The sequence below is a fragment of the Sphingomonas psychrolutea genome (assembly GCF_014636175.1).
GTDB lineage: Bacteria > Pseudomonadota > Alphaproteobacteria > Sphingomonadales > Sphingomonadaceae > Sphingomonas > Sphingomonas psychrolutea.
In genome coordinates, this window is sequence record NZ_BMDW01000004.1 from 22,304 (window position 1) to 44,546 (window position 22,243).

Annotated in this window: 24 protein-coding genes; 13 read left to right on the forward strand and 11 right to left on the reverse strand. The window is 64.8% G+C overall.

Annotated elements, in window-relative coordinates; genetic code table 11:
• Positions 1-25 precede the first annotated feature (25 nt).
• Entirely contained in the window at positions 26-937 is a 912-nt protein-coding gene (locus IEV62_RS18190; protein ID WP_229732815.1) for a helix-hairpin-helix domain-containing protein, read from the forward strand.
• Here IEV62_RS18190 and IEV62_RS04300 read toward each other — a convergent pair.
• The 5 genes from IEV62_RS04300 to IEV62_RS04320 all read right to left on the reverse strand — a co-directional run bounded on the left by IEV62_RS04300 (position 934) and on the right by IEV62_RS04320 (position 8,155).
• On the reverse strand, positions 934-1,449 hold the full coding sequence (locus IEV62_RS04300) for a DUF1254 domain-containing protein (RefSeq protein WP_188445635.1): 516 nt from the start codon (positions 1,447-1,449) through the stop codon (positions 934-936). The two genes, IEV62_RS18190 and IEV62_RS04300, sit on opposite strands and share 4 nt — an antisense overlap.
• Positions 1,449-2,021: a DUF1214 domain-containing protein gene (locus IEV62_RS04305; RefSeq protein WP_188445636.1), complete on the reverse strand. Its 573-nt coding sequence runs from the start codon at positions 2,019-2,021 to the stop codon at positions 1,449-1,451. The genes IEV62_RS04300 and IEV62_RS04305 overlap by 1 nt, the downstream gene beginning before the upstream one ends.
• Positions 2,018-4,684, reverse strand: coding sequence for a pyruvate, phosphate dikinase (ppdK, locus tag IEV62_RS04310; RefSeq protein WP_188445637.1), 2,667 nt, complete (start codon positions 4,682-4,684; stop codon positions 2,018-2,020). The genes IEV62_RS04305 and ppdK overlap by 4 nt, the downstream gene beginning before the upstream one ends.
• Positions 4,685-4,764: 80 nt before the next feature.
• Positions 4,765-7,077: a glycine--tRNA ligase subunit beta gene (gene glyS / locus IEV62_RS04315; RefSeq protein WP_188445638.1), complete on the reverse strand. Its 2,313-nt coding sequence runs from the start codon at positions 7,075-7,077 to the stop codon at positions 4,765-4,767.
• Between the two features lie 238 nt (positions 7,078-7,315).
• Positions 7,316-8,155, reverse strand: a complete 840-nt coding sequence (locus tag IEV62_RS04320) for a glycine--tRNA ligase subunit alpha (RefSeq protein ID WP_188445802.1) — start codon at positions 8,153-8,155, stop codon at positions 7,316-7,318.
• A gap of 312 nt (positions 8,156-8,467) precedes the next feature.
• On the opposite strand from IEV62_RS04320, the gene IEV62_RS04325 reads away from it, so the two are divergent.
• The 7 genes from IEV62_RS04325 to IEV62_RS04355 all read left to right on the forward strand — a co-directional run bounded on the left by IEV62_RS04325 (position 8,468) and on the right by IEV62_RS04355 (position 13,127).
• Positions 8,468-8,680 (forward strand): helix-turn-helix transcriptional regulator, encoded by a 213-nt coding sequence (locus tag IEV62_RS04325; protein WP_188445639.1) that lies wholly within the window; start codon positions 8,468-8,470, stop codon positions 8,678-8,680.
• A complete protein-coding gene (locus IEV62_RS04330) occupies positions 8,649-9,098 on the forward strand; it encodes a hypothetical protein (RefSeq protein ID WP_188445640.1) in 450 nt (149 codons plus the stop codon). The genes IEV62_RS04325 and IEV62_RS04330 overlap by 32 nt, the downstream gene beginning before the upstream one ends.
• A gap of 32 nt (positions 9,099-9,130) precedes the next feature.
• Complete coding sequence (locus tag IEV62_RS04335) at positions 9,131-10,069, forward strand: TraB/GumN family protein (RefSeq protein WP_188445641.1); 939 nt, start codon at positions 9,131-9,133, stop codon at positions 10,067-10,069.
• Positions 10,066-10,944, forward strand: coding sequence for a TraB/GumN family protein (locus tag IEV62_RS04340; RefSeq protein WP_229732816.1), 879 nt, complete (start codon positions 10,066-10,068; stop codon positions 10,942-10,944). Before IEV62_RS04335 ends, IEV62_RS04340 begins: the two co-directional genes overlap by 4 nt.
• Before the next feature lie 231 nt (positions 10,945-11,175).
• Positions 11,176-11,829 (forward strand): 50S ribosomal protein L25/general stress protein Ctc, encoded by a 654-nt coding sequence (locus tag IEV62_RS04345; RefSeq protein WP_188445642.1) that lies wholly within the window; start codon positions 11,176-11,178, stop codon positions 11,827-11,829.
• 120 nt (positions 11,830-11,949) lie between these two features.
• Entirely contained in the window at positions 11,950-12,525 is a 576-nt protein-coding gene (pth, locus tag IEV62_RS04350; RefSeq protein ID WP_188445643.1) for an aminoacyl-tRNA hydrolase, read from the forward strand.
• Entirely contained in the window at positions 12,522-13,127 is a 606-nt protein-coding gene (locus tag IEV62_RS04355; protein ID WP_188445644.1) for a TIGR02466 family protein, read from the forward strand. The genes pth and IEV62_RS04355 overlap by 4 nt, the downstream gene beginning before the upstream one ends.
• Before the next feature lie 3 nt (positions 13,128-13,130).
• Here the strand turns inward: IEV62_RS04355 and IEV62_RS04360 are convergent, their stop codons facing one another.
• On the reverse strand, positions 13,131-13,757 hold the full coding sequence (locus IEV62_RS04360) for a hypothetical protein (RefSeq protein ID WP_188445645.1): 627 nt from the start codon (positions 13,755-13,757) through the stop codon (positions 13,131-13,133).
• A 159-nt stretch (positions 13,758-13,916) separates the two neighbouring features.
• Between IEV62_RS04360 and ychF the strand changes: the two genes are divergently transcribed.
• From ychF to IEV62_RS04375, 3 genes are all read left to right on the forward strand, one after another.
• A complete protein-coding gene (gene ychF, locus IEV62_RS04365; protein WP_188445646.1) occupies positions 13,917-15,017 on the forward strand; it encodes a redox-regulated ATPase YchF in 1,101 nt (366 codons plus the stop codon).
• A gap of 102 nt (positions 15,018-15,119) precedes the next feature.
• Positions 15,120-16,394 carry an alkaline phosphatase family protein gene (locus tag IEV62_RS04370; RefSeq protein WP_188445647.1) on the forward strand — a complete coding sequence of 425 codons (1,275 nt, stop codon included), beginning with the start codon at positions 15,120-15,122 and terminating at the stop codon, positions 16,392-16,394.
• Positions 16,395-16,432: 38 nt separating this feature from the next.
• A complete protein-coding gene (locus IEV62_RS04375; protein WP_188445648.1) occupies positions 16,433-16,882 on the forward strand; it encodes a MaoC family dehydratase in 450 nt (149 codons plus the stop codon).
• Here the strand turns inward: IEV62_RS04375 and IEV62_RS04380 are convergent.
• From IEV62_RS04380 to petA, 5 genes are all read right to left on the reverse strand, one after another.
• Complete coding sequence (locus IEV62_RS04380) at positions 16,879-17,238, reverse strand: hypothetical protein (protein WP_188445649.1); 360 nt, start codon at positions 17,236-17,238, stop codon at positions 16,879-16,881. The two genes, IEV62_RS04375 and IEV62_RS04380, sit on opposite strands and share 4 nt — an antisense overlap.
• A 95-nt stretch (positions 17,239-17,333) precedes the next feature.
• Entirely contained in the window at positions 17,334-17,882 is a 549-nt protein-coding gene (locus IEV62_RS04385; protein ID WP_188445650.1) for an adenine phosphoribosyltransferase, read from the reverse strand.
• 141 nt (positions 17,883-18,023) lie between these two features.
• A complete protein-coding gene (locus tag IEV62_RS04390; protein ID WP_188445651.1) occupies positions 18,024-18,842 on the reverse strand; it encodes a cytochrome c1 in 819 nt (272 codons plus the stop codon).
• 15 nt (positions 18,843-18,857) lie between these two features.
• Positions 18,858-20,165 (reverse strand): cytochrome b, encoded by a 1,308-nt coding sequence (locus tag IEV62_RS04395; RefSeq protein ID WP_188445652.1) that lies wholly within the window; start codon positions 20,163-20,165, stop codon positions 18,858-18,860.
• Positions 20,162-20,743: a ubiquinol-cytochrome c reductase iron-sulfur subunit gene (gene petA / locus IEV62_RS04400; RefSeq protein WP_188445653.1), complete on the reverse strand. Its 582-nt coding sequence runs from the start codon at positions 20,741-20,743 to the stop codon at positions 20,162-20,164. The genes IEV62_RS04395 and petA overlap by 4 nt, the downstream gene beginning before the upstream one ends.
• A gap of 196 nt (positions 20,744-20,939) precedes the next feature.
• Between petA and IEV62_RS04405 the strand changes: the two genes are divergently transcribed.
• Together IEV62_RS04405 and hemF are read left to right on the forward strand one after the other, a co-directional pair.
• On the forward strand, positions 20,940-21,389 hold the full coding sequence (locus IEV62_RS04405; RefSeq protein WP_188445654.1) for a tRNA (cytidine(34)-2'-O)-methyltransferase: 450 nt from the start codon (positions 20,940-20,942) through the stop codon (positions 21,387-21,389).
• The gene (gene hemF, locus IEV62_RS04410; RefSeq protein WP_188445655.1) at positions 21,386-22,228 is read left to right on the forward strand and encodes an oxygen-dependent coproporphyrinogen oxidase; all 843 of its coding nucleotides are present in this window, start codon (positions 21,386-21,388) and stop codon (positions 22,226-22,228) included. Before IEV62_RS04405 ends, hemF begins: the two co-directional genes overlap by 4 nt.
• Positions 22,229-22,243: the final 15 nt, after the last annotated feature.

Genomic DNA, 22,243 nt, shown 5'->3' on the forward strand with positions numbered 1-22,243 from the left:
TAACGAAACCGCGGGGAATGTCGCCATGCTGTTCACAACACCGGAACAGTTCATCGTGCTGGGCGTGCTACTGCTTGGCGGCTGGTTGCTGGGCTATGCCAGCGCGCCGAGCACCAAGAAATGGAAGCGGCGGGTGCGCGAACAGTCCGACAGCTTCACCGCATACCATGCCGAAGCCGAGGATCGCGCCCGCGCCGCGAACCAGCGCGCGTCCGACCTGCAGGCCGACCTTGAGGCCATTCGCGCCGACCACGCCGAAGCCGAACGCACGATTGCCGGGTTGCGCGCGGCCGCTGCGGCTGCCGTCGCCGTTCCGGTTGTTGTCGCCGTGGCGGAACACCCGGCGCTGAGCGTGGTCGAACCCGAACCGACACGCGAGAGCGACGTCGAGCCGGCTCCGGTCGAGTCGGTGCCGATGGCCGAAGTCGATGCTGCACCGCCCGAGATCGAACCGATCCCAGAACCCATGACCGCCGCCGCCGTGATCGCGCTGCCGGAACATGCCGAAGCGGTCGCGATCACAACACCAGAGCCCGCAAAATCGGAGCCAACTGTCGAGGATGCGGTATTCGAACCCGTCGCGCCGGTGCCGATGACGCCGACAGCAACCGAGGCACCCCCCGCGCCGATCGGCCCCGCTGAACCCGAAATGCCCAGCAAGGGCTGGTTCGCGAGCAGCGCGCGCGACGAACTCACGCGAATCCGCGGCATTGACGACGCGCTTAACACGCGCCTGTTCGGGCTCGGCGTGGTACGGTTCGAGGATATCGAGATGCTCTCGGCCGAAGACGAAATGGCGCTGGAAGAACGATTAGGCCTTCCGGTCGGCACGATTGCGCGCGACCAATGGCGCGCGCAGGCGGCATTTTTTCGCGCCGGGCGCAGCAATGAGACCGCAGCGGACGTTGCCGCGGCAGAGCCCGCGCCAGTCGCCTAACCCGCGCGGCAGACGGTCGCGCGGCGGGCGCGATCGAGCGCCGGAAAGGTCGCGCGATCGGCGACGAGGATCCGCACCAGCGCGATGCCGCGCGCGCCGTGCACGCGAACGGCTTCATACCCGGCCGGGATCGATTGACCGGCCCGCGCGATGGCGAGGCGGAACGTCTTGCCCTGCGCTTGCCCGCCATTACGGACGAACACCGTGTCGGTGCGCGAATCGAAGATCGACAGCGACCAATAGGGTGCGGCAACCGGCACAGCGTCGATCAGCAGCGGCCCCTTCGACACATCATAGGGACAAGACGAATAAGCGAGATCGGGACTGGGCCGGACAATCCGGCGGCTTGTTGCATCGGCAAGCGGGACGTGGCTGAAGCGACCGAACCCGCCCTCGGACACGCGCCGGATCGCGGCACCCGTTAACACGTCAGGGGTGAAGACGAGCCCGGCATAGCAGGTCGCGCCCGCAACGAGCAGGCCGAGCAAAGCGGGTCCGGTCCAGCGTGCCATTAACATCCCTCTCGCAGGATCCGCGGCAAGACGTCGACGCTCGGATTGCCGGTGCCGCCGTCGGTCGGCAAATAGGTCCGGAGCGTCAATTCAAGGCGTGGGATCCCGCCGCTCGGCAACCAGGCACCCGCTTGCCGCGTCGGAGCAAGCCGGATCGACCAGCCGCCGCGCCCGCCATTCGGGAAGGCATTGCCCGCGACCGAGAAACGGTTGGCGCCATTGGGGATCAAATACCCGTCAGGATCGTAGGCAGTCATGCTCCACCACGCCGCGGGCAGTTCGCCGCCCAGGATCAAATAGCGGCAACGCCCGTCGAGCGGCGCGCCGTCACTGTCGGTCGCGGCGGTGTAATAGCGCGCCTCCTGCGCCGGCAGCGCGAGCAAGCCCTTCACCGCGACGATGGCACGCGTGTACGGATCGGCGCTGGCCGAGCCGAAGCTGCGGCCCGTCGCCCATGGGCCGATCGTGACATTGTTGCCGAGCGCAGCGTGGCGGACGAGATACACCGCCCCACCAAGCCCGAGCGCAACGCCAGTGACCGCGCCGATCAGGTAGCGCGCCCAGGGTTTCACTTACGCGCCGCGAGCGCGGCCTGCGCCGCCGCGAGCCGCGCGATCGGCACGCGGTAGGGCGAGGCCGACACGTAATCGAGCCCAGCGCCTTCGCAAAACGCGATGCTCGCCGGGTCGCCGCCATGCTCGCCGCAAATGCCTAGCTTGATGTCGGGCCGCGTCGCCCTGCCCCGCGCCGCCGCCATTTCGATCAACTGCCCGACGCCCTCGACATCGAGGCTAACAAAGGGATCGCGCGCGTAAATGCCGCGCTCGACATAGGTCGTCAGGAAGCGCGACGCATCGTCGCGGCTGACGCCCAAGGTCGTCTGCGTGAGATCGTTGGTGCCGAAGCTGAAGAACTCGCCAATCTCGGCAATCTCGCCTGCCATCAGGCACGCGCGCGGCAACTCGATCATCGTGCCGACGAGGTATTCGAGCGTGGTGCCGGTGTCGGCGAACACGGCCTGCGCGGCCTTGTCGACCACGGTCTTCATCAGTTCCAGCTCGCGGCGCGTGCCGACCAGCGGGATCATCACTTCGGGGATCGGCGCAGCGCCCGATTTCTGCGCAACGAGCACCGCCGCTTCAAAGATCGCACGCGCCTGCATCTCGTAGATTTCGGGGTAGGTCACGCCCAACCGGCAGCCGCGATGCCCTAGCATCGGGTTGAATTCGTGCAGTTCAGCCGCGCGCCGCTTGAGCACGTCGACCGCGATTCCGGCGGCCGCCGCGACATCGGCGAACTCGCTTTCCTCATGCGGCAGGAATTCGTGCAGTGGCGGATCGAGCAAGCGGATCGTCACCGGCAGGCCCGCCATCACTTCGAACAATTGCACGAAATCGCTGCGCTGTTCGGGCAGCAATTTCTCCAGCGCGACGCGGCGGAGGGCTTCGTCCTCGGCGAGGATCATCTGGCGGACGTTGGTAATGCGCTGTGCATCGAAGAACATATGTTCGGTGCGGCAGAGACCGATGCCCTCGGCCCCAAATTCGCGCGCGACCTTGGCGTCCAAAGGCGTCTCGGCATTGGCACGGACCTTGAGGCGGCGCGCGGCGTCAGCCCACACCATCAGCGCGGCGAAATCGCCCGACACTTCGGGCTGCACGGTCGGCACTTCGCCCGCCATCACTTCGCCGGTGGTGCCGTCGATCGTGACCATGTCGCCCGCCTTGATCTCGCGCCCGGCGACGCGCATCACGCCCGCCTTGGCGTCGATCGAGATGCTGCCCGCGCCCGAGACGCACGGCCGCCCCATGCCGCGCGCGACCACCGCCGCATGGCTGGTCATTCCGCCGCGCGCGGTGAGGATGCCGCGCGCCGCGTGCATGCCGTGAATATCCTCGGGGCTGGTTTCGGTGCGGATGAGGATCACCGAGTCCCCCGCCGCCGCGCGCTTTTCGGCGGTATCGCTGTCGAATACCGCAAAGCCGCTCGCCGCGCCGGGGGACGCTGGCAAGCCCTTGGTCAGCACGTCACGCACTGCCTTGGGATCGAGCGTCGGGTGGAGCAATTGATCGAGCGCTTGCGGGTCGACACGCGCGACCGCCTCGTCGCGGGTGATGAGGCCTTCCTCCGCCATGTCGACCGCGATCTTGAGCGCGGCCTTGGCGGTGCGCTTGCCCGAGCGAGTCTGCAGCATCCACAGCTTGCCCTGCTGCACGGTGAATTCGATGTCCTGCATGTCGCGGTAATGCGTTTCGAGCAGGTCGAACACCTTGGCGAGTTCGGCAAACACCACCGGCATCGCTTCTTGCATCGACAGCGGCTTGGCCCCCGCCGCTTCACGCGCCGCGGTGGTGAGGTATTGCGGGGTGCGGATGCCGGCAACGACGTCTTCGCCCTGCGCGTTGATCAGGAATTCGCCGTAATAGGCGCGCGTGCCGATCGCCGGATCGCGCGTGAAGGCGACGCCGGTTGCCGAGGTGTCGCCCATATTGCCGAACACCATCGCCTGGATATTGACCGCGGTGCCCCAGCTTGCGGGGATATCGTTGAGGCGGCGATAGACTTTCGCGCGCTCCGACTGCCACGATCCGAACACTGCGCCGACCGCGCCCCACAGCTGATCGTGCACGTCCTGCGGGAAGGGCTTGCCCCATTGCGCCTCGACCAGCTTCTTATACTCGCCGACGAGTTTCTGAAGGTCGGGCGCGGTCAGATCGGTGTCGAGGAAATAGCCGTTATCCTCCTTGGCGATTTCGAGCGCATCCTCGAACGCGGCATGATCGAGCTCGAGCACGACATCCGAATACATTTGGATGAAGCGGCGATAGCTGTCCCACGCGAAGCGCGCATCGCCGCTCGTGGCCGCCAAGCCCTCGACCGTCGCATCGTTGAGGCCGAGGTTGAGGACGGTGTCCATCATCCCCGGCATCGACGCGCGTGCGCCGCTGCGGACCGAGACGAGGAGCGGATCGGTTGCGTCGCCGAAAACCTTGCCGGTGATGCCTTCGATATGCGCGATGCCGGTGGCGACTTCGGCCTTCAGGCCGTCGGGGAAAGCGCGGCCTTCCTGATAGTAAACGTCACAAAATTCGGTCGAGATGGTGAAGCCCGGCGGCACCGGCAGGCCGATCGATGCCATCTCCGCAAGGTTCGCGCCCTTGCCGCCGAGCAAGTTGCGATCACCCTTGCCCCCATCCGAAACGCCGCCGCCAAAGCGATATACGTAGTGCGTCATGGTCGTCCCTTTAACGGCGTTATCTTGCTGGGGAGGCAATCGGAAGTTTAGGCTAAGTTTAGGCATAAACGCATGTCCATTCAGCCCTCGATCTTGGAGAAATCGGCGACATTGTGCACTGCAGCACGAACCCGATCAAGCAAGGCGAGGCGCGCGGCGCGTTTGTCGTCGTGCGCGTCGTTGACGATCACGCTTTCAAAGAACTGGTCGATCGGCGCCCGCAGCGTTGCGAGTGCGGCCATCGCACCGGCGAAGTCCTCCGCGCCGATGGCGGCGGCGGCGGCGGGTTCGGCCGAATCGAGCGCATTGGCGAGCGCAGCTTCTGCTGGTTCGGGCGTGTAGGACAGCGATAAATCCCCTCTCCCTTCGGGAGAGGGAGGGAGACGCGAAGCGTCGGAAGGGTGAGGGTGATCCGGCGTGCGTTGCGCGTCACCCTCACCCCGCGGCGCCGAAGCGCCTTGCCCCTCTCCCGATGGGAGAGGGGAAGAAGGAGCAAACCCCTCCTTCTTCAAAATATTCGCCGCGCGCTTATACCCGGCGAGCAAATTCGCCCCGTCGGCCGTGCCGATGAACGCCTGCAACGCGTGCACGCGGGCGAGCAGGCGCACGAGATCGTCCTCCCCGCCGAGCGCGAAGACCGCGTCGATCAGATCGTGCCGGACCCCGGCTTCGCGTTGCTGGACTTTCAGGCGGTCGGCGAAAAAATACCGCAGATGCTCAAGGCCCGTGGCAATGGAAAGCCATTCTTTTCCGGCGGCGCGTCCCCACGCTTCGTATGCAGCCTGTATGTCGTAGCGGAGATGCGAACTCGTCTGAATCGCGAGAACGCCGAGCGCCGCCCGGCGGAGCGCAAACGGATCCTTCGATCCGGTTGGCCTCTCGTCGATTGCAAAGAACGCGGCAAGAGTATCCAGCTTATCCGCCAAACTCACCGCCACCGTCACCGGATCGGTGGGCACATCATCGCCCTGCCCGACCGGCTTGTAGTGATCGCGGATTGCGGCGGCGACGGCTGGGTCTTCGCCTTGCGCGGCGGCGTAATAGCCGCCCATCAGGCCCTGCAGCTCGGGGAATTCGCCGACCATGCCGGTGACGAGATCGGCCTTGCACAGGCGGGCGGCGCGTTCGGCGAGCGACGCAAGATCCGCGCGCGACAACTCCCCCTCCCGCTCGCGGGAGGGGTTAGGGGAGGGGCTGTCCGCATCGGAGGCGTTGGCGAGTGGGACATGCCCTCCCCCAGCCCCTCCCGCGAGCGGGAGGGGAGCAGAAGAAGCAACAATCCCCTCCTCGACCAGCCACCTTGCCAGTTTCGCCACCCGGTCGACCTTGTCCGCCACCGTGCCGAGCTTTTCATGAAACACGATGCGGTCGAGCTTCCTGGCCTGCTCCTCCAGCGGCACCTTCAAATCGGTGTCGTAGAAGAATTTCGCATCGCTCAGCCGCGCGGCGAGCACCTTGCGGTTGCCCTCGATGATCGCCGCGCCGCCATCCGACGCATCGATATTGGCGGTGCAGACGAAGGCGTTTGCCAGCGCGCCGTCGGCATCGCGGCACACGAAATATTTCTGGTTCACGCGCGCGGTGAGCTGGATCACTTCGGGCGGGACGTCGAGGAACGCCGCGTCGAAGCGGCCGAGCAGCGGAACCGGAAATTCGGTGAGGCCGGCATTTTCGGTCAGCAGGCCCTCATCCTGCACCAGCTCGAGCCCGGCTTTCCGCGCGGCCATCGTCGCGCCGAGCGCGATGATCTGGCGGCGTTCGGCCTGGTCGACGATGACGTGGCACGCGCGGAGCTTCTCGACATAGTCGTCGGCATTGCCGATCGTGATGATGCCGGGATGGTGGAAACGGTGGCCGACCGTTGCCGCGCCACTGACGATCCCAGCGACCTCGCACGGGACCACATCGTCACCGAACAGCGCCACAATCCCTTGCAACGGGCGGACCCAGCGGAGCGATTCCATCGTAGTGGACGCGGCACCCCAGCGCATCGCCTTGGGCCAGGGGAAGGCGCGGATGATCGCGGGGATCGCCTCGGCGAGCACGTGCGCCGTGGCGCGGCCGGGTTTGTCGATAACCGCGAAGAGTACGCCGTCGCGCTCGACCAGTTGCTCGCGCGTGAGGCCGGTTTTGCGCAGAAAGCCTTCGAGCGCTTGCGGCGGGGCGCTCGCCTTGGGGCCCTTGGTTTCTTCGGAAACGGCGGCGGTCTCGGTCGGCAGCCCGCGCGCGATCAGCGTCAGGCGGCGCGGGGTGGCGTAAGTGACGAGCTCGCTCGCGACGAGGCCGGCCTTGGCAAGCTCGGCGGCGAACAGCTTGGCGAGATCCTCGCGCGCGCGATCCTGCATCCGCGCGGGGATTTCCTCGGAGCGGAGTTCGAGGAGGAAGTCAGTCATGCGAACGCCTTATGCGCCGCAGGCACAAGAAAGAGGGATCTCACACAAAGACACAAAGGCACGAAGCAAGACGATGCTTCCTGCTTGGTGTCTTCGTGTCTTTGTGTGCGCAAATCCTTCTTCTTTCTCTCCGCGTCTCCGCGTCTCCGCGTGAAAAGAAAAATTGGTTCGCGCGGAGACGCGGAGACGCGGAGAGAAGGAGGAGAAAGCAGGGATTTGCTTGCGGCGCTCAAGGTGCTCACGCCGCCCACCCGTTGCGGTCCATCCACGCCTGACAGCTGCCCTTCGCGAGATCGCGCACGCGGCCCATATAGGCCTGGCGCTCGGCGACCGAGATGACGCCGCGCGCTTGCAGCAAGTTGAAGACGTGGCTCGCCTTGATCGCTTGTTCGTACGCCGGGATCGGCAGCTTGGCCGCCAGGCAATTCTCGCATTCGGCGACGTGCTTGCGGAACTGGTCGAACAGGCTGTCGGTATCGGCGATTTCGAAATTCCAGGTCGACATCTCGACCTCATTTTCGTGGAACACCTGCCCGTACGTCACCCCGGCGTCGTTGAACGCGAGATCGTACACGCTGTCCTTGTTCTGGATATAGAGCGCGAGGCGTTCCAAGCCGTAGGTCAGCTCGCCCGCGACGGGCTTCATGTCGAAGCCGCCCATTTGCTGGAAATAGGTGAATTGGGTGACTTCCATGCCGTCGCACCACACTTCCCAGCCCAGCCCCCACGCGCCGAGCGTCGGCGATTCCCAATCGTCCTCGACGAAGCGGATGTCGTGGAGCAGCGGATCGATGCCGATCGCCGCAAGGCTGCCGAGATAGAGTTCCTGCAAATCGGGCGGGCTGGGCTTCAGGATCACCTGATATTGGTAATAATGCTGCAGCCGGTTGGGATTCTCGCCGTAACGCCCGTCAGTCGGGCGACGGCACGGCTGGACGAAGGCGGCGTTCCAGCTGTCGGGGCCGAGCGCGCGCAGCGTGGTCGCGGGGTGAAACGTGCCCGCGCCCATCTCCATGTCATGCGGCTGAAGAATCAGGCAGCCATGCCGGCTCCAATAATCGTGGAGCCGGAGGATCATGTTCTGGAAGCTGAGCGGTTGCGTCACGCGGCGGGCTTTGCCGCAGTGCCGCGAAGGGGTCAACCACGCGCACCGCTTCGCTTCTGCCAAAGTCGTCCTCCGCTGACTTTTAGTCAGGGGTAGTTGACATGCGCGCGAATCACGGGCATTTAGTCATGGACGGCTGACATTGGGTCAGCGTCGCATGACGGAGAGAACCGATGTGCCCCGAACGAACGCGCCAGCGCGACGAGTGGATCGTGCTGGGATCGTCCTTGTTCACAGCGTTTGCCTTACTCTTCACGATCCTGTGGTCGTGATGCGGTGGACGCCGTGAAGAACCGCCTGAAAGTGCTGCGTGCCGAGCGCGACTGGAGCCAGGCAGAACTCGGTGGAAGGCTAGGCGTATCGCGCCAGGCCGTCAACGCGATCGAGACGGGGAAATACGATCCCTCGCTCCCGCTCGCCTTCAAGCTGGGTCGGCTGTTCGACCTGCGGATCGAGGAGATTTTCGATGATCAGACTGGAACCGGCGATGACCGGTAAGGGTATCGGCCCCGGCGAAGCCGCAAGCCGCGCGAAATCGCGCCGGACGATCCTCAATTTCAGCGTGCTCGCTTTGCTCGGCGGCGCAGTTGGCTTTACCGCCGCCTTGGTCGAGCAACACGATGCGCCGATCAGCGCGGGCGGCACGATGCCTGGCTGGTTCGCGATTCTGGCGGCGGCGGTGATGGTCGTCGCGGTGCTTGGCGGCAGCGTGTTCTACCATCGCAACATGGACGAACTGCAACGGCTCGACAATTATTGGGCGGCGACGATGGGTGCCAACGTCTTCCTGCTCGGCTACCCGGTGTGGCTGATCCTGTGGAAGGGCGGACTGGTGCCCGCGCCCGACGCGATGACCCTGTATCTCGTCGTCTTCGTCACGATGATGATTGCCTATTTCTGGCGCAAAATGCGCTGATCCTTCAAACCAATCGCAAAAGGACCTGTATCATGGATGTGAAGACGATGACGGTCGCCCTCGCGGCCCTGTTGCTTGGCGGCAATAGCGCACCGCAAGCTGCCCCTGCTGCCCCCGCCCCTGCGCCGGCCGCCCCGGCGACCGAAGCCTCGATCCCGGCCGATCCGGCGCTGTGGGTGGTCAAGGATGCCGACACGACGATCTATCTGTTCGGCACGGTCCATGCGCTGAAGCCGCGGCTCAGCTGGTTCGATTCGGCGGTGCGCAAGGCGTTCGACGAAAGCGGGCAACTCGTGCTCGAAATCCCGCTGCCCGATCCGGCCGAAGCGCAGAAGGTCGTGCTGCCACTGGCGATCGACCCGGACGGCCCGCCGCTGCGGCAGAAGCTGACCGAAGCCGATCGCGCGACCTATGTCGCGGCGCTGACCAAGCTTGGTGTCCCGGCGGCGGGGATCGACCAGTTCGACAGCCTCGAACCGTGGTTCGCCGCGGTCACGATGGCGCAGATCGCGCTGCAAAAGGCCGGCTTCACCCCCGGCGACGGTGCCGAAACCGCGCTCGACAAGGCGGCCAAGGCGGCGGGCAAGCCGGTATCGGGGCTGGAAACGCTGCAGCAACAGCTCGGCTATTTCCATGATTTGCCACAGGCCGATCAGATTGCGTTTCTGGTGGCCGGGGCAAAGGACGTCGACAAGTTCGATTCGACGATCAACGCGATGGTCGACAAATGGAAAGCGGGCGATGCCGAGGGCTTGAGCGCGCTGATGAACGAGGATCTGACCAGCCAGCCCAACCTCTACAAAGTGCTGCTGGTCGATCGCAATGCGCGCTGGGCCGACTGGATCGACAACCGGCTGAAGACGCCGGGGACGGTGTTCGTCGCGGTCGGTGCGGGGCATCTGGCCGGCAAGGACAGCGTCCAGGTGCAGCTCGGCAAGCATCATTTGACCGCGACGCGCGTCAAATATTGACGGGCATCGCGCCTTCACCCCGCTGGCTGGCGCTGCTGCTGGCGGTGCTCCTCACCGGATGCGGGAAACCGCATCCGGTCGAGGCGCATCCGGCGCTGTGGCGCGTGGCAGACAAGGACACGACGATCTGGCTGTTCGGATCGATCCACGCCTTGCCGCCGGGGGTGCAGTGGCGGACGCCAGCGATCGCGCAAGCGATCGCTGCGGCGGATACGCTGATTCTGGAAGTCCCGCCTGCCGATGCCGAGGCAGCACGGGACGAATTCCTGGCGGTGGCGCAGCGCGACGGATTGCCGCCGATTCGGGCGCGAGTCGCCGTCGCCGATCGCGGCCTGCTCGAACGCGGTATGGCGAGCGCGGGACTGGCACCCGAGTCGCTCGACCGTCTGAAAACCTGGGCCGCAGCGCTGACGCTCGGTGCGGCGGCGGGGCGGCAGGAAGCAGCGAGCGCCGCCGACGGCGTCGAGCCGGTGCTGACCGCAGGCTTTGCCGGGCGCGCGATCGGCGCACTGGAAACACGCGGCGGTCAATTCGCGGCGTTTGATCGCTTGCCCGAGGCGTCGCAACGTTTGCTGCTGCTGCAGGCGGCGCAGGAGGCGCTCGATCCGGCGCGCGGCTATGCGCTTTTCCTCGAGGCGTGGGCGGCGGGCGATGCCGCTGCGCTGGCGGCGACGCTCGATCCGGTGCGGCGCGATCCGGCGATCCGGCAGACGCTGATCATCGACCGCAACCGCCGCTGGACGAACGCGATTGTGCGGCGGATGGCGCGACCGGGGCGGGTGTTGATCGCAGTCGGGGCGGGGCATCTGGTTGGGACCGACTCGGTCGTGGCGATGTTGCGCGCGCGGGGAATGATGGTGGAGCGCGTGAAGTAAATCCTTCTCCCTTTGGGAGAAGGTGGCGCGCAGCGCCGGATGAGGGCAGGATCTCAGCGCGTACTGCCCTCACCCTTCCGTCGCTTCGCTCCTCCCTCCCTCTCCCAAAGGGAGAGGGACTTTAGCGCAGTTGCGTCCGCGTCCCCCCTCCCCTATAGGCCGCCGCTTCGATCAGGGTCATCCCTGGAGGCCTGGTCGAGCATCTGAACCCTAACGTAATCGGAGTTTGCAATGAGCGACCAATTGACGCTCGCAGCCGAGACGCGCGAACAGGTTGGCAAGGGAGCCTCCCGTTTGCTTCGTCGTGAAGGCCGCGTCCCCGCCGTAATCTACGGCAACAAGCAGGAACCCCTGTCGATCCACGTCGAGGAAAAGGCGCTGATGCGTCTCCTGATGACGGGTCACTTCATGAATTCGGTCATCATGATCGAGGCCGGTGGCCAGCAGGTTCGCACCCTGCCCAAGGACGTCGCCTTCGACGCCGTCACCGAACGCCCGACGCATGTCGACTTCCTGCGCATCGGCGCGCACACGACGGTGCACGTCAACGTGCCCGTGGTGTTCACCGACGAAGACGCTTCGCCCGGCATCGCCAAGCTTGGCGGCGTGCTCAACATCACGCGCCATGAGCTCGAACTGGTGTGCGACGCCGCCGACATCCCGACCGAGATCACGATCTCGCTCAAGGGCCTCGACGTCGGTGCCTCGATCCACATTTCGGACGTGAAGCTGCCCAAGGGCGTCGAGCCCGCGATCACCGATCGCGATTTCGCGATTGCGACGATCGTGCCGCCGACGGTGCCGACGGTTGCCGAGGACGAAGCCGATGCGGCGATTGCTGAAGAGGCTGCCGCCGAAGCAGCAGAGGGCGACACCGCAGAGTAATGACAACTTAGCCCCTCCCCTTCAGGGGAGGGGTTGGGGTGGGGCCTCTCGTCAAGCGATACGCACGTGGAGAGGCCCCACCCCCGGCCCCTCCCCTGAAGGGGAGGGGTGATTTTAGAAATGCAACTCTGGGTCGGCCTCGGTAATCCGGGCGCAGGATATGCGCTCAACCGGCACAATGTCGGCTTCATGGCGGCCGATACGATCGCCGACTTCTACGACTTCGGCAGCGTCAAGAAAGCGTTCCAGGGCTGGACTCAGGAAGGCCGGATCGGCGGGCAGAAGATCCTGCTGCTCAAACCCGCGACCTTCATGAACGAAAGCGGGCGCAGCGTCGGGGAGGCGATGCGCTTCTACAAACTCGAGCCCGACGCGGTGACCGTGTTCTACGACGAGCTCGATCTCGACCCGTTCCGCGTCAAGGTGAAGACCGGCGGCGGCGCGGCGGGGCACAATGGCATCCGCTCGATTGCGCAGCATATCGGCGAGGATTTCCGCCGCGTGCGGCTCGGCATCGGGCATCCGGGGCATAAGGATAAAGTCAGTTCCTATGTGCTCGGCAATTATGCCAAGGCGGAGATGGACCGGCTCGCCGATCTGCTCGGCGCGGTATCGGCGGAGGCGGCCTGGCTCGCGACCGGCGACGATCAACGCTTTATGAGCGACGTGGCACTGCGGCTTGGGGACGAAAAATGAACGTGCGGACCTTGTTTGCGACCCCGTTCTACGAGGGCAAATTGAAGAATGCGGCGCTGGTCGCCGACCTCGACCGGTCGTGCCACGCGCTGGCACAGGATGACCGCGCCGGGCGGGCATGGTCGAAGGAGCATGGCTATCGCGGCTATACGTCTTACGCCTCGCTCAATGACTTGCCACACCGCGACCCGGCGTTCGGCGATCTGGTCAAAGTGCTCAACAAACATGTCGCCAAATTTGCCGAGGAATGCGCGTTCGAATTGAACGACCGCAAGCTCAAGCTCGACAGCCTGTGGGTCAACGTCCTCAAACCGGGCGGCACGCATTCGGGGCATGTTCATCCCCACAGCGTCGTGTCGGGCACGGTCTATATCGCGGTGCCGCCGGGCGCCGGTGCGCTCAAGCTCGAGGATCCGCGCTTGCCGATGATGATGGCCGCACCGCCGCGCCGCGCCGATGCGCCGGAGGGGCTGAAGCCCTTCGTCTATATCGAACCGCAAGCGGGCAGCGTGCTGCTGTGGGAAAGCTGGCTGCGGCACGAAGTTGCCCCCGGCAATGCCAAGGCCGAACGCGTGAGCATCAGCTTCAACTATCGCTGGTAACGCCTAGAATGCGTAATTCAGCGTCACGGCCCCGACGGGATTGAGCGGGTCGGCGCGCGGGGTTTGCGCGCCCGATATGCCGCCCGGCCGGTCGACATTGGGAACAACCGAGACCGCCCGCCCCAGCATCGCGCCCGCATCCACCCCTGCGCGCCACCCGCCGCCGATCGCGCGCTCGAAGCCGATCAGCGCGATCGGGGCGAACCGATCGAACCCGTCCCGCAGCGCAGCCGGTCGATTGTTGCCGCGCGGGTTGAAATTCAACGCGGCTTCGGCGCCGGGCGATGTGCCGTCGGCGCTATAGCCACTATAAAAGCGCGTACCGAGCGAGAGCCGCAGGTTCGATGTTGGCATGGGGCGGAAATCGACGATCGTGCGCGCCGGACGAAGCGCGGTCCGCGCCTCCAGCCACCCGAGAATGTCGCGCTGCGCCGGGGGGCCGGGTGCGCGCACGATACGCTCGCCAATCCCGGGAAAGGCAGGAACCGGATCGGGCAAAAGCGACGCGCGAAACGCAAGGTAGATACGGGGGATCGCCTCGCGCGGCGCAGCGGGCGCGCAAGTCGGCAGCACGCCGCCGGCCAGCAGCGTTATGCAGCCAAGTGCCGCGAGATTTTTCTTAGCCCCCATCCAGCCCCCCGACTGATCGTTGCCCGTACGATCCCTACACACCGCACCGATTGGCGCAATCGTTCGTTCCCGCTTTGCCGTGCGGCACCGCGCACTGGCATTCCCGCGCCGGACGCCGTATCGGCGAGGCTTCACGAAAATGACGGTTCAAGGAAGATCATGGGATTTCGGTGTGGGATCGTGGGACTGCCCAATGTCGGCAAGTCCACTTTGTTCAATGCGTTGACGCAGACGGCAGCGGCGCAGGCGGCGAATTATCCGTTCTGCACGATCGAGCCGAACGTCGGCAATGTCGCGGTACCCGATGACCGGCTGCTGGCGCTCGCCGCCGTGGCGGGCTCGGCCAAGATCATCGAGACGCAATTGGGCTTCGTCGATATTGCAGGCCTGGTGCGCGGCGCGTCGAAAGGGGAAGGCCTGGGCAACCAGTTCCTCGGCAATATCCGTGAAGTCGACGCGATCGTGCATGTGCTGCGTTGCTTCGAGGATGACGACGTGACGCATGTCGAAGGCAAGGTCGATCCGATCGCCGATGCCGAGACAATCGAGACCGAGTTGATGCTGTCCGATCTCGAGAGCCTCGAAAAGCGCGTACCCAACCTTCAGAAGAAAGCCACGCAAGGCGACAAGGAAGCCAAGATCGCCGCATCGGTGCTGGCGCAGGCGCTCGATTTGCTGCGCGAAGGCAAGCCCGCGCGGCTGACCGTGCCCAAGGACGAAGACGAGGCGCGCGCGTTCGCGCAGGCGCAATTGCTGACCGCCAAGCCGGTGCTTTACGTTTGCAACGTCGATGAAGCGCATGCCGCCGAGGGCAATGCCTTTTCCGCGCGCGTGTTCGAAAAGGCCAAGGCCGAAGGGGCCGAAGCGGTCGTCGTCTCCGCCGCGATCGAGGCCGAGATTGCGACGATGGCCCCGGAGGAACGCGGCGACTTTCTCACCGAGTTGGGTCTGTCCGAAACCGGCCTCACGCGCGTCATCGTCGCCGGGTACAAGCTGCTACAATTGCTCACCTTCTTCACCGTCGGCCCGAAGGAGGCGCGCGCCTGGACGGTGCACGTTGGCGCCAAGGCCCCGCAGGCGGCGGGCGAGATCCATACCGATTTCGAACGCGGCTTCATCCGCGCCGAGACGATTGCTTTTGACGATTACGTCACGCTGAAAGGCGAGGCGGGCGCACGCGACGCGGGCAAGTTGCGGCAGGAAGGCAAGGAATATGTCGTCCATGACGGCGACGTGATGCTGTTCCGCTTCAATGTCTGAGCTTGCGACTGGGCGGGGCTGGCATAAGGCGGCGCGGGTTCGTCACCGGATGCCCCCGGCTCTGTCATGAGCGTGACGCACATGCGCCGCAAGAGGAGGCCCATGCGCTGGACCTCCCGTATTGTCGCCGCTGCCTTGTGTGCCGCACTGCAAGCATGCGTCACGCCACCACTGGCGGGGCCGCCCGCCCCGTCCGCCGTGGTGGCGGAGGTGCGTGCTCCGGTGACCATCCTCGTCTCGATCGACGGGTTTCGGCCGGATTATCGCGCGCGCGGCGTGACTCCCAATCTCGATGCGCTGGCGGCACGCGGGATCAGCGCGGCGATGCGGCCGAGCTTTCCGTCGAAAACCTTCCCCAATCACTGGACGCTCGTCACCGGATTACGGCCCGATCGCAACGGGATCGTCTCCAACGCGATGGAAGACTCCCGCCTGCCCGGGGTGAAGTTCACGATGGCGGACTCGCAAGACCCGTTCTGGTGGAACGCGGCCGAACCGATTTGGGTGACGGCGGAGCGCGCCGGAGTGCGCAGTGCGACGCTGTTCTGGCCGGGATCGAACGTCGCATGGGGCGGCACCAAGCCCAAGGACAAGAAGCCGGTCGGCGGCGTGCGTGCCGAGGATTGGTGGCCGTACGACATCGCGGTTCCGGCGCAGCAACGCGTGGCGAGTGTGATCGACTGGTTGCGGCGCCCTGCAGCGACCCGGCCGAAATTCCTGACGCTCTATTTCGACACGGTTGACACCGCCGGGCATACCTATGGCCCTGACGCAGCCGAAACGACTGCCGCCGTCGCCGATGTCGACGCCTCGATCGGCACGCTGGTGGCGGGCCTGCGCGCGCTCGGGCAGCCAGCGAACCTCGTCATTGTTGCCGATCACGGCATGGCGGCAACCAGTGCCCAACGCACAATCGCGATCGATAAGATCGCCGATCCGGCCGATTATCGGATCTTCGACTCCGGACCGTTCGCCAGTTTCTATCCGGTTGCAGGCCATGAAGCGGCGCTGGAAAAAGCGTTGCTCGGCAAGCACTCACATTTCGACTGCTGGCGCAAGGCGGACATCCCGGCGCGGCTCCACTATGGCACCAACCCGCGCATCCCGCCCTATTTCTGCCTGCCCGAAACCGGGTGGTTGCTGGCGAAGACCACCCCCACCGATGCCGGTGGTCTGGGCAATCATGGCTATGACAGTGCCGCGCCCGAAATGGCCGCTGTGTTCATCGCCAGCGGACCGGCGATCAGGCCACTGGGCACGCTGCCGCCGTTCGACAATGTCGATGTCGCGCCGCTGCTTCGCGATCTGCTGCGGCTGCCCGCAGGCACGGGACTCGACGGCGACGATGCCCCGTTCCGCGCGGCGCTCGACAAGTAACGCTTGCGTTAGGGCGCGTCCGGCTCGACACGTGGCGCATGCAGTATTTTGAAGATATCGAGGTCGGCGCGACGGCGTCATTCGGACGCTATGAGGTGACGCGCGAAGAGGTCGTAGCGTTCGCCGAACGTTATGACCCGCAACCCTTCCATTTGTCGGACGAGGCCGCGGCGCAGACGCATTTCGGGCGGCTGTCGGCAAGCGGCTGGCACACGTGCGGGATGACGATGGCGATGGTCGTCGCAAATCTGAAGGCGCACCGCCAGGCGGGGTTGGGCTCCCCCGGGCTGGACGAACTCCGCTGGCTCAAACCGGTCTATCCCGGCGACACGCTGCGCTGCGAAACCGAGATTCTCGACAAACGCGCGTCGCAGAGCCGCCCCGAAATGGGGAGTTACCGCAGCCGGATGAAAGTCCTCAACCAGGACGATGTCGTGGTGATGACCTTCGTCTCGATCGGCCTGATCGCGACGCGCCCAATCGCCTAGCGGCGGCGGCCCCAACCCGGTCGGCCCTGCACCCCATAGTCGCGCCACATCGGGCGCATTTCGCGGTGTGCGCCGCGCCATGACTGCGTCCGCCCCTGCCAATAGCCGCGCTGCTGCGGGTTCCAGCGCCGGCGGACGTTCTGGCGGTCGTAAACGTACGATCCCGTGCCCGGATAATAGGAATCGTTGTTCCAGCCCCAATAGGGATCTGCGCGATAACCGCCATAATAGGGATCCCAGGCGCTGGCGCCATATCCCGCCGACAGGCCGCCATAGCCATAACCATCCGCGCACGCCGACAACCCGCCGATCGAGACCAGAGCGGCAGCGGCAAAGACGAGTTTCAGGCGAGACATGGCGCGATCCTTAGGCTGGAATCGCGCCACTGATCTTTACAGCACCGCGATCCCTGATGAACCCGGCTCGGACGCGGTTTGTTCCGTTGCCGCGATCAATGCCCAGCGAACGCCACCAGCGAATCGACCGCCAGACCATCGGCACGCAGCGCATCCGCCCCGCCGAGATCGGGCAGATCGACCAGGAACTGCGCTTGGGTTACCATCGCCCCAGCCTTGCGCAACAGCCGTACGGCAGCGCGGGCGGTGCCGCCGGTCGCGATCAGATCGTCGACCAGCAACACACGCTGACCCGGCACCAGCGCATCGGCATGCATCGCGATGCGGTCAGTGCCATATTCGAGCGCGTAATCTTCGGCGATCGTCGTACCGGGAAGCTTGCCGTCCTTGCGGATCAGCAGCACGCCTGCCCCGAGCGGCGCGGCCAGCGCGGCGGCGAAGATGAACCCGCGTGCCTCAATCCCGGCGACGAGATCGACCGGCCCCTGCGTACCAGCGGCCATGCGCGCAATCGCGGCGGCAAAGCCTACCGAGTCGAGCAGCAACGTTGTGATGTCGCGAAACTGGACTCCGGGCTTGGGAAAGTCCGGAATCGTGCGGATCAGCGCCCGAAGATCAGCGTTGCGGTCGTCAGTGTCGGCCACGATGCCCTCGCTCGTTACTTTCGGACCCGGTCCGCGCTCATCGTATCCTCCCCGCGAAAGCGGGGACCCATTTCGACCGGCTGGTGTTGGGTCCCCGCTTTCGCGGGGATGACAGATGGCGTGAAGCGTGCGGCGCGGGTCTCAGTGCTTAATATCGCGCCAGATGTTCTTGTACGCGCCGTAGGTCAGCAGCGTGAAGAACGCGAGGAACGCCAGCACCGCCAAGCCATAACCATGCCGCGTCGGCAAGTTCGGCTCGGCCGCCCAAGCGAGGAAGGCGGATACGTCCGCCGACATTTGCTTCACGGTCGGCTTGGTGCCGTCGAGATACGTCACCTGACCATCCTGCGCGAGCGGGGGCGGCATGGCGAGGTTGAGCGTTGCAAAATACTGGTTGAAATAGAGCCCGTCGGGGGTCTTCGCATCCGGATATTTCTTGAGCATCGCGGCTGGCGGTTCGCCGTAACCGGTCAGCAGCGAATAGACATAGGCCGGGCCGTCATGCCGCGCCTTGGTGATCAGCGACAGATCTGGCGGATTGCCCTGGCCGGGATAATAGACGGTCGGGAAATAATCGGCGGGCGTGTTGGGCCGCTCGGTCGTATCGCCCGATTTCGGATCGAACTGCTTGGCCTTGGTCCCCCAGTCGGCGGCGAACTTCTTCACCTGTGCCGCCGAATAGCCGATCTGCGTCAAGTCGCGGAACGCGACATGCTTGAGCGAATGGCAGTTCGAACAGACTTCCTTATACACTTGAAGCCCGCGCTGCAGCTGACGGTTGTCGTACGTGCCGAGCAAGCCGTTGGAAGCCAAAGCGACTTCCTTCGGGTGAAGGTGGAACTCGGCAACGGCTGTTGCCGCCGGGGGCTCGGTGATGAGCCCCTCGACCGACCAGAACAGCGCCCAGGACAGGACAGCGACGAAACCGGCGCCGATGAGGATTGCGATTGCGCGAACCATTGGTCGTATTGCCCCTTATTCGGCCGGAACCGGGCTACCGCTGAGCGCGGTATGAGCCGGTGAAGTGCCACCCTTTTTCGCCAGAACCGCCTCGGTGATCGAGTTCGGCAAGGGCTGCGGACGTTCCATCCGCGAAACGATGGGCAGGATGATGAGGAAGTGCGCGAAATAATAGGCCGCGCAAATCTGGCTGAGGATCACGTAGATCGGCTCGGCCGGCGACCCGCCGCACCAACCCAGCACCGCGATATCCGCTACCAGCAGCCAGAAGAAGATCCGGTAGAGCGGGCGATAGTTGGACGAGCGGACCGGCGAGCTGTCGAGCCAGGGCAGGAAGAACAGCAGCAGGATCGACCCGAACATCGCGAGCACGCCGAGCAGCTTGGCTGGAATGAACAGGAAATCGACCGTGAAGGCGCGCAGGATCGCGTAGAACGGCCAGAAATACCATTCGGGCACGATATGTGCCGGTGTCTGCAGCCCGTTGGCCGGGATGTAATTATCCGGGTGGCCGAGCGCATTCGGCGCGAAGAACACCAGCGCCGCGAAGATGAACAGGAACACGCCAAGCCCGAAGCCATCCTTGGCGGTGTAGTAAGGATGAAACGGAACGGTGTCCTGCTCCCCCTTCACATCAACGCCGGTCGGGTTGTTCGAACCCGGGATGTGCAGCGCCCAAATGTGCAGGATGATGACGCCCGCGATCACGAACGGCAGGAGATAATGCAACGAGAAGAAGCGGTTGAGCGCGGCATCGTCCGGCGCAAAGCCGCCGAGCAGCCAGATCCGGATCGTTTCGCCGACCACGGGGATCGCCGAGAAGAAACCGGTGATCACCTGCGCACCCCAAAAGCTCATCTGACCCCAGGGAAGGACATAGCCCATGAAGGCGGTCGCCATCATCAGCAGGAAGATCGTGACGCCGAGCAGCCAGATCATTTCGCGCGGGGCCTTGTACGATCCGTAGAAGAGGCCGCGGAAAATGTGGATATAAACCACGATGAAGAACATCGATGCGCCGTTGGCATGCGCATAGCGCAGGAACCACCCGGCATTGACGTCGCGCATGATGTGTTCGACCGAATCGAACGCCACGCCGCCATTCGCCGCATAATGCATCGCCAGCACGATGCCGGTGATGATCTGGATGCCGAGCGCCGCACCCGCGAGCACGCCGAAGTTCCAGAAATAATTGAGGTTGCGCGGCACGGGGTAACCCGCACCGACCGCGCCATAGACCAGGCGCGGGAGCGGCAGGCGCTCATCGATCCACTTGGTGAAGCCGTTCGACGGCGCGTAATGCTTTGCCCAGGGGAAGCTCATGCCTTGGTCCCTACCGAAATCGTCGTTGCTGACGTGAACGTATAGTCCGGCACCATCAGATTTTTTGGGGCCGGACCTTTACGGATGCGCGCCGCGGTATCGTATTGCGATCCGTGGCACGGGCAGAAATAGCCGCCGAATTCGCCGCGGCTTTCGCCCGAGACGATACCCTGCGGGACGCAGCCGAGATGGGTGCAGACGCCCATCGTGACCAGCCAGTTCTTCTGCCCACGCGTGCGTTGCGCGAGCGTCTCCGGGTCGCGCAGCGTCTTGACGTCGACCTTGTCCGCCGCCGCGATCTCGACCGGGGTCAGGTTGCGGACGAACAACGGTTGTTTGCGGAAGAACACGGTGACGCCCTGCCCAGCCTCGATCTTCGACAGATCGACCTCGGTCGTCGCTTGCGCGAGCACGTCGGCTGAAGGATTCATCTGGTTGACCAAGGGCACGACGATCGCGATCGCGCCGACACCGGCGGCACTGACGGCCGCGATGCTCAGAAAATCGCGACGGCGCGGTTCGCCTTCGGGCGGCGCTTGGTGTTGACTGGGAATTTCGAGGGTATTGCCGCTTGCCATCCACTTGCCCTTGCACTTCGCTCGCCCGCCAAACCCAAAGCGGATGAACGACAAATTTGATGTGCCCACCCGCGAAGAATGCGCGGGGATGCCTTAAGCACCGCACGAAAGGCGGCGCTGTGCGCTCTGTTAGACGCGAGCGCGGGATTTTGCCAACAGGATTTTGCCATCTATTTTAGGGATGCTAGCGGGGGGAATGCGGATCGCCCTTTACCAACCCGAAATCGCCGGAAACGTCGGTGCCATCCTCCGACTCGGCGCGTGCCTCAACACCGGCGTCGACGTGATCGAACCGACCAGCTTCACATGGAGCGAAAAGGCGCTCGCGCGATCGGGCATGGACTATGCGCACGTCGTCGATGTGCGGCGCCACGCCGATTGGGACGCGTTTGAACGGCAGATCGGCGGGCGCATCGTCTTGCTGACCACACGCGGCGGGGTGCGGCTCGATTCGGCCGAGTTCCGGCCTGACGATGTGCTGCTGATGGGATCGGAGGGGAGCGGCGTTCCCGATAGCGTTCACGCCCGCGCCGATGTTCAAGTGCGAATTCCGCTTGCGGCGGGGATGCGATCGCTGAATGTCGCGGTCGCGGCGGGAATCGCGCTCGCCGAAGCTTTACGACAAACACAAGGGTGGCCGGAATGATCGAACTCGACACGCAACAGGCACAGGCACGCGTCTGGTTCGAACATTTGCGCGACCTGATCTGCGCCGAATTTGTGAGCATCGAGCGCGAAGCTGGATCGGACGCGGATTTCGAATACACGCCGTGGGATCGCCCCAATCCGGACGGGTCCCCCGGCGGCGGCGGTGTGCGCGGCGTGATGAAGGGCAAAGTGTTCGAGAAGGTCGGCGTCAACGTCTCGACCGTCGGCGGCGCGTTCGAAGGTGAATTCGGCAAGACGATTCACGGCGCTGCCGAGGATCCGAGCTTCTTTGCGACCGGGATCAGTCTGGTCGCGCACATGGCGAACCCGCATGTGCCGGCAGTCCACATGAACACGCGTTTCCTGGTCACCACCAAGCGCTGGTTCGGCGGTGGTGCCGATCTCAACCCGCCGCTTCCCTATGCCGAGGATACCGCCGACTTTCACGGCGCGATGAAGGCGGCGTGCGATCCGCACGGCGCGGATTATTATGAGCGCTATTCGAAATGGGCCGAGGACTATTTCTACATTCCGCATCGCAAGGTGCACCGCGGCGTCGGCGGCATTTTCTGCGATCATCTCGAGGGCGATTTCGCCGCCAATTTCGCGTTTATTCAGGATATTGGTCGCGGCTTTCTCGATGCCTTCCCGCGCATCGTGCGGCGGCGGAGGAATGCGGACTTCACCCCTGCTGACACCGCGCAGATGCTCGAGTGGCGCGGGCGCTATGCCGAATTCAATTTGGTCTACGACCGCGGCACGCTGTTCGGGCTGAAGACCGGTGGCAATATCGACGCGATTCTGATGAGCTTGCCGCCACTCGCCACCTGGTCGTGAAATGGGGGTCCTGAC

Bases quoted from the DNA above. Each gene is read 5' to 3' on its own strand.
- IEV62_RS18190 (WP_229732815.1), top strand. From the start codon at position 26: ATGCTGTTCACAACACCGGAACAGTTCATCGTGCTGGGCGTGCTACTG.
- IEV62_RS04300 (WP_188445635.1), bottom strand. From the start codon at position 1,449: ATGGCACGCTGGACCGGACCCGCTTTGCTCGGCCTGCTCGTTGCGGGC.
- ppdK (WP_188445637.1), bottom strand. From the start codon at position 4,684: ATGACGCACTACGTATATCGCTTTGGCGGCGGCGTTTCGGATGGGGGC.
- glyS (WP_188445638.1), bottom strand. From the start codon at position 7,077: ATGACTGACTTCCTCCTCGAACTCCGCTCCGAGGAAATCCCCGCGCGG.
- IEV62_RS04320 (WP_188445802.1), bottom strand. From the start codon at position 8,155: ATGATCCTCCGGCTCCACGATTATTGGAGCCGGCATGGCTGCCTGATT.
- IEV62_RS04330 (WP_188445640.1), top strand. From the start codon at position 8,649: ATGATCAGACTGGAACCGGCGATGACCGGTAAGGGTATCGGCCCCGGC.
- IEV62_RS04335 (WP_188445641.1), top strand. From the start codon at position 9,131: ATGGATGTGAAGACGATGACGGTCGCCCTCGCGGCCCTGTTGCTTGGC.
- IEV62_RS04345 (WP_188445642.1), top strand. From the start codon at position 11,176: ATGAGCGACCAATTGACGCTCGCAGCCGAGACGCGCGAACAGGTTGGC.
- pth (WP_188445643.1), top strand. From the start codon at position 11,950: ATGCAACTCTGGGTCGGCCTCGGTAATCCGGGCGCAGGATATGCGCTC.
- IEV62_RS04355 (WP_188445644.1), top strand. From the start codon at position 12,522: ATGAACGTGCGGACCTTGTTTGCGACCCCGTTCTACGAGGGCAAATTG.
- IEV62_RS04360 (WP_188445645.1), bottom strand. From the start codon at position 13,757: ATGGGGGCTAAGAAAAATCTCGCGGCACTTGGCTGCATAACGCTGCTG.
- ychF (WP_188445646.1), top strand. From the start codon at position 13,917: ATGGGATTTCGGTGTGGGATCGTGGGACTGCCCAATGTCGGCAAGTCC.
- IEV62_RS04370 (WP_188445647.1), top strand. From the start codon at position 15,120: ATGCGCTGGACCTCCCGTATTGTCGCCGCTGCCTTGTGTGCCGCACTG.
- IEV62_RS04375 (WP_188445648.1), top strand. From the start codon at position 16,433: ATGCAGTATTTTGAAGATATCGAGGTCGGCGCGACGGCGTCATTCGGA.
- IEV62_RS04380 (WP_188445649.1), bottom strand. From the start codon at position 17,238: ATGTCTCGCCTGAAACTCGTCTTTGCCGCTGCCGCTCTGGTCTCGATC.
- IEV62_RS04390 (WP_188445651.1), bottom strand. From the start codon at position 18,842: ATGGTTCGCGCAATCGCAATCCTCATCGGCGCCGGTTTCGTCGCTGTC.
- IEV62_RS04395 (WP_188445652.1), bottom strand. From the start codon at position 20,165: ATGAGCTTCCCCTGGGCAAAGCATTACGCGCCGTCGAACGGCTTCACC.
- petA (WP_188445653.1), bottom strand. From the start codon at position 20,743: ATGGCAAGCGGCAATACCCTCGAAATTCCCAGTCAACACCAAGCGCCG.
- IEV62_RS04405 (WP_188445654.1), top strand. From the start codon at position 20,940: ATGCGGATCGCCCTTTACCAACCCGAAATCGCCGGAAACGTCGGTGCC.
- hemF (WP_188445655.1), top strand. From the start codon at position 21,386: ATGATCGAACTCGACACGCAACAGGCACAGGCACGCGTCTGGTTCGAA.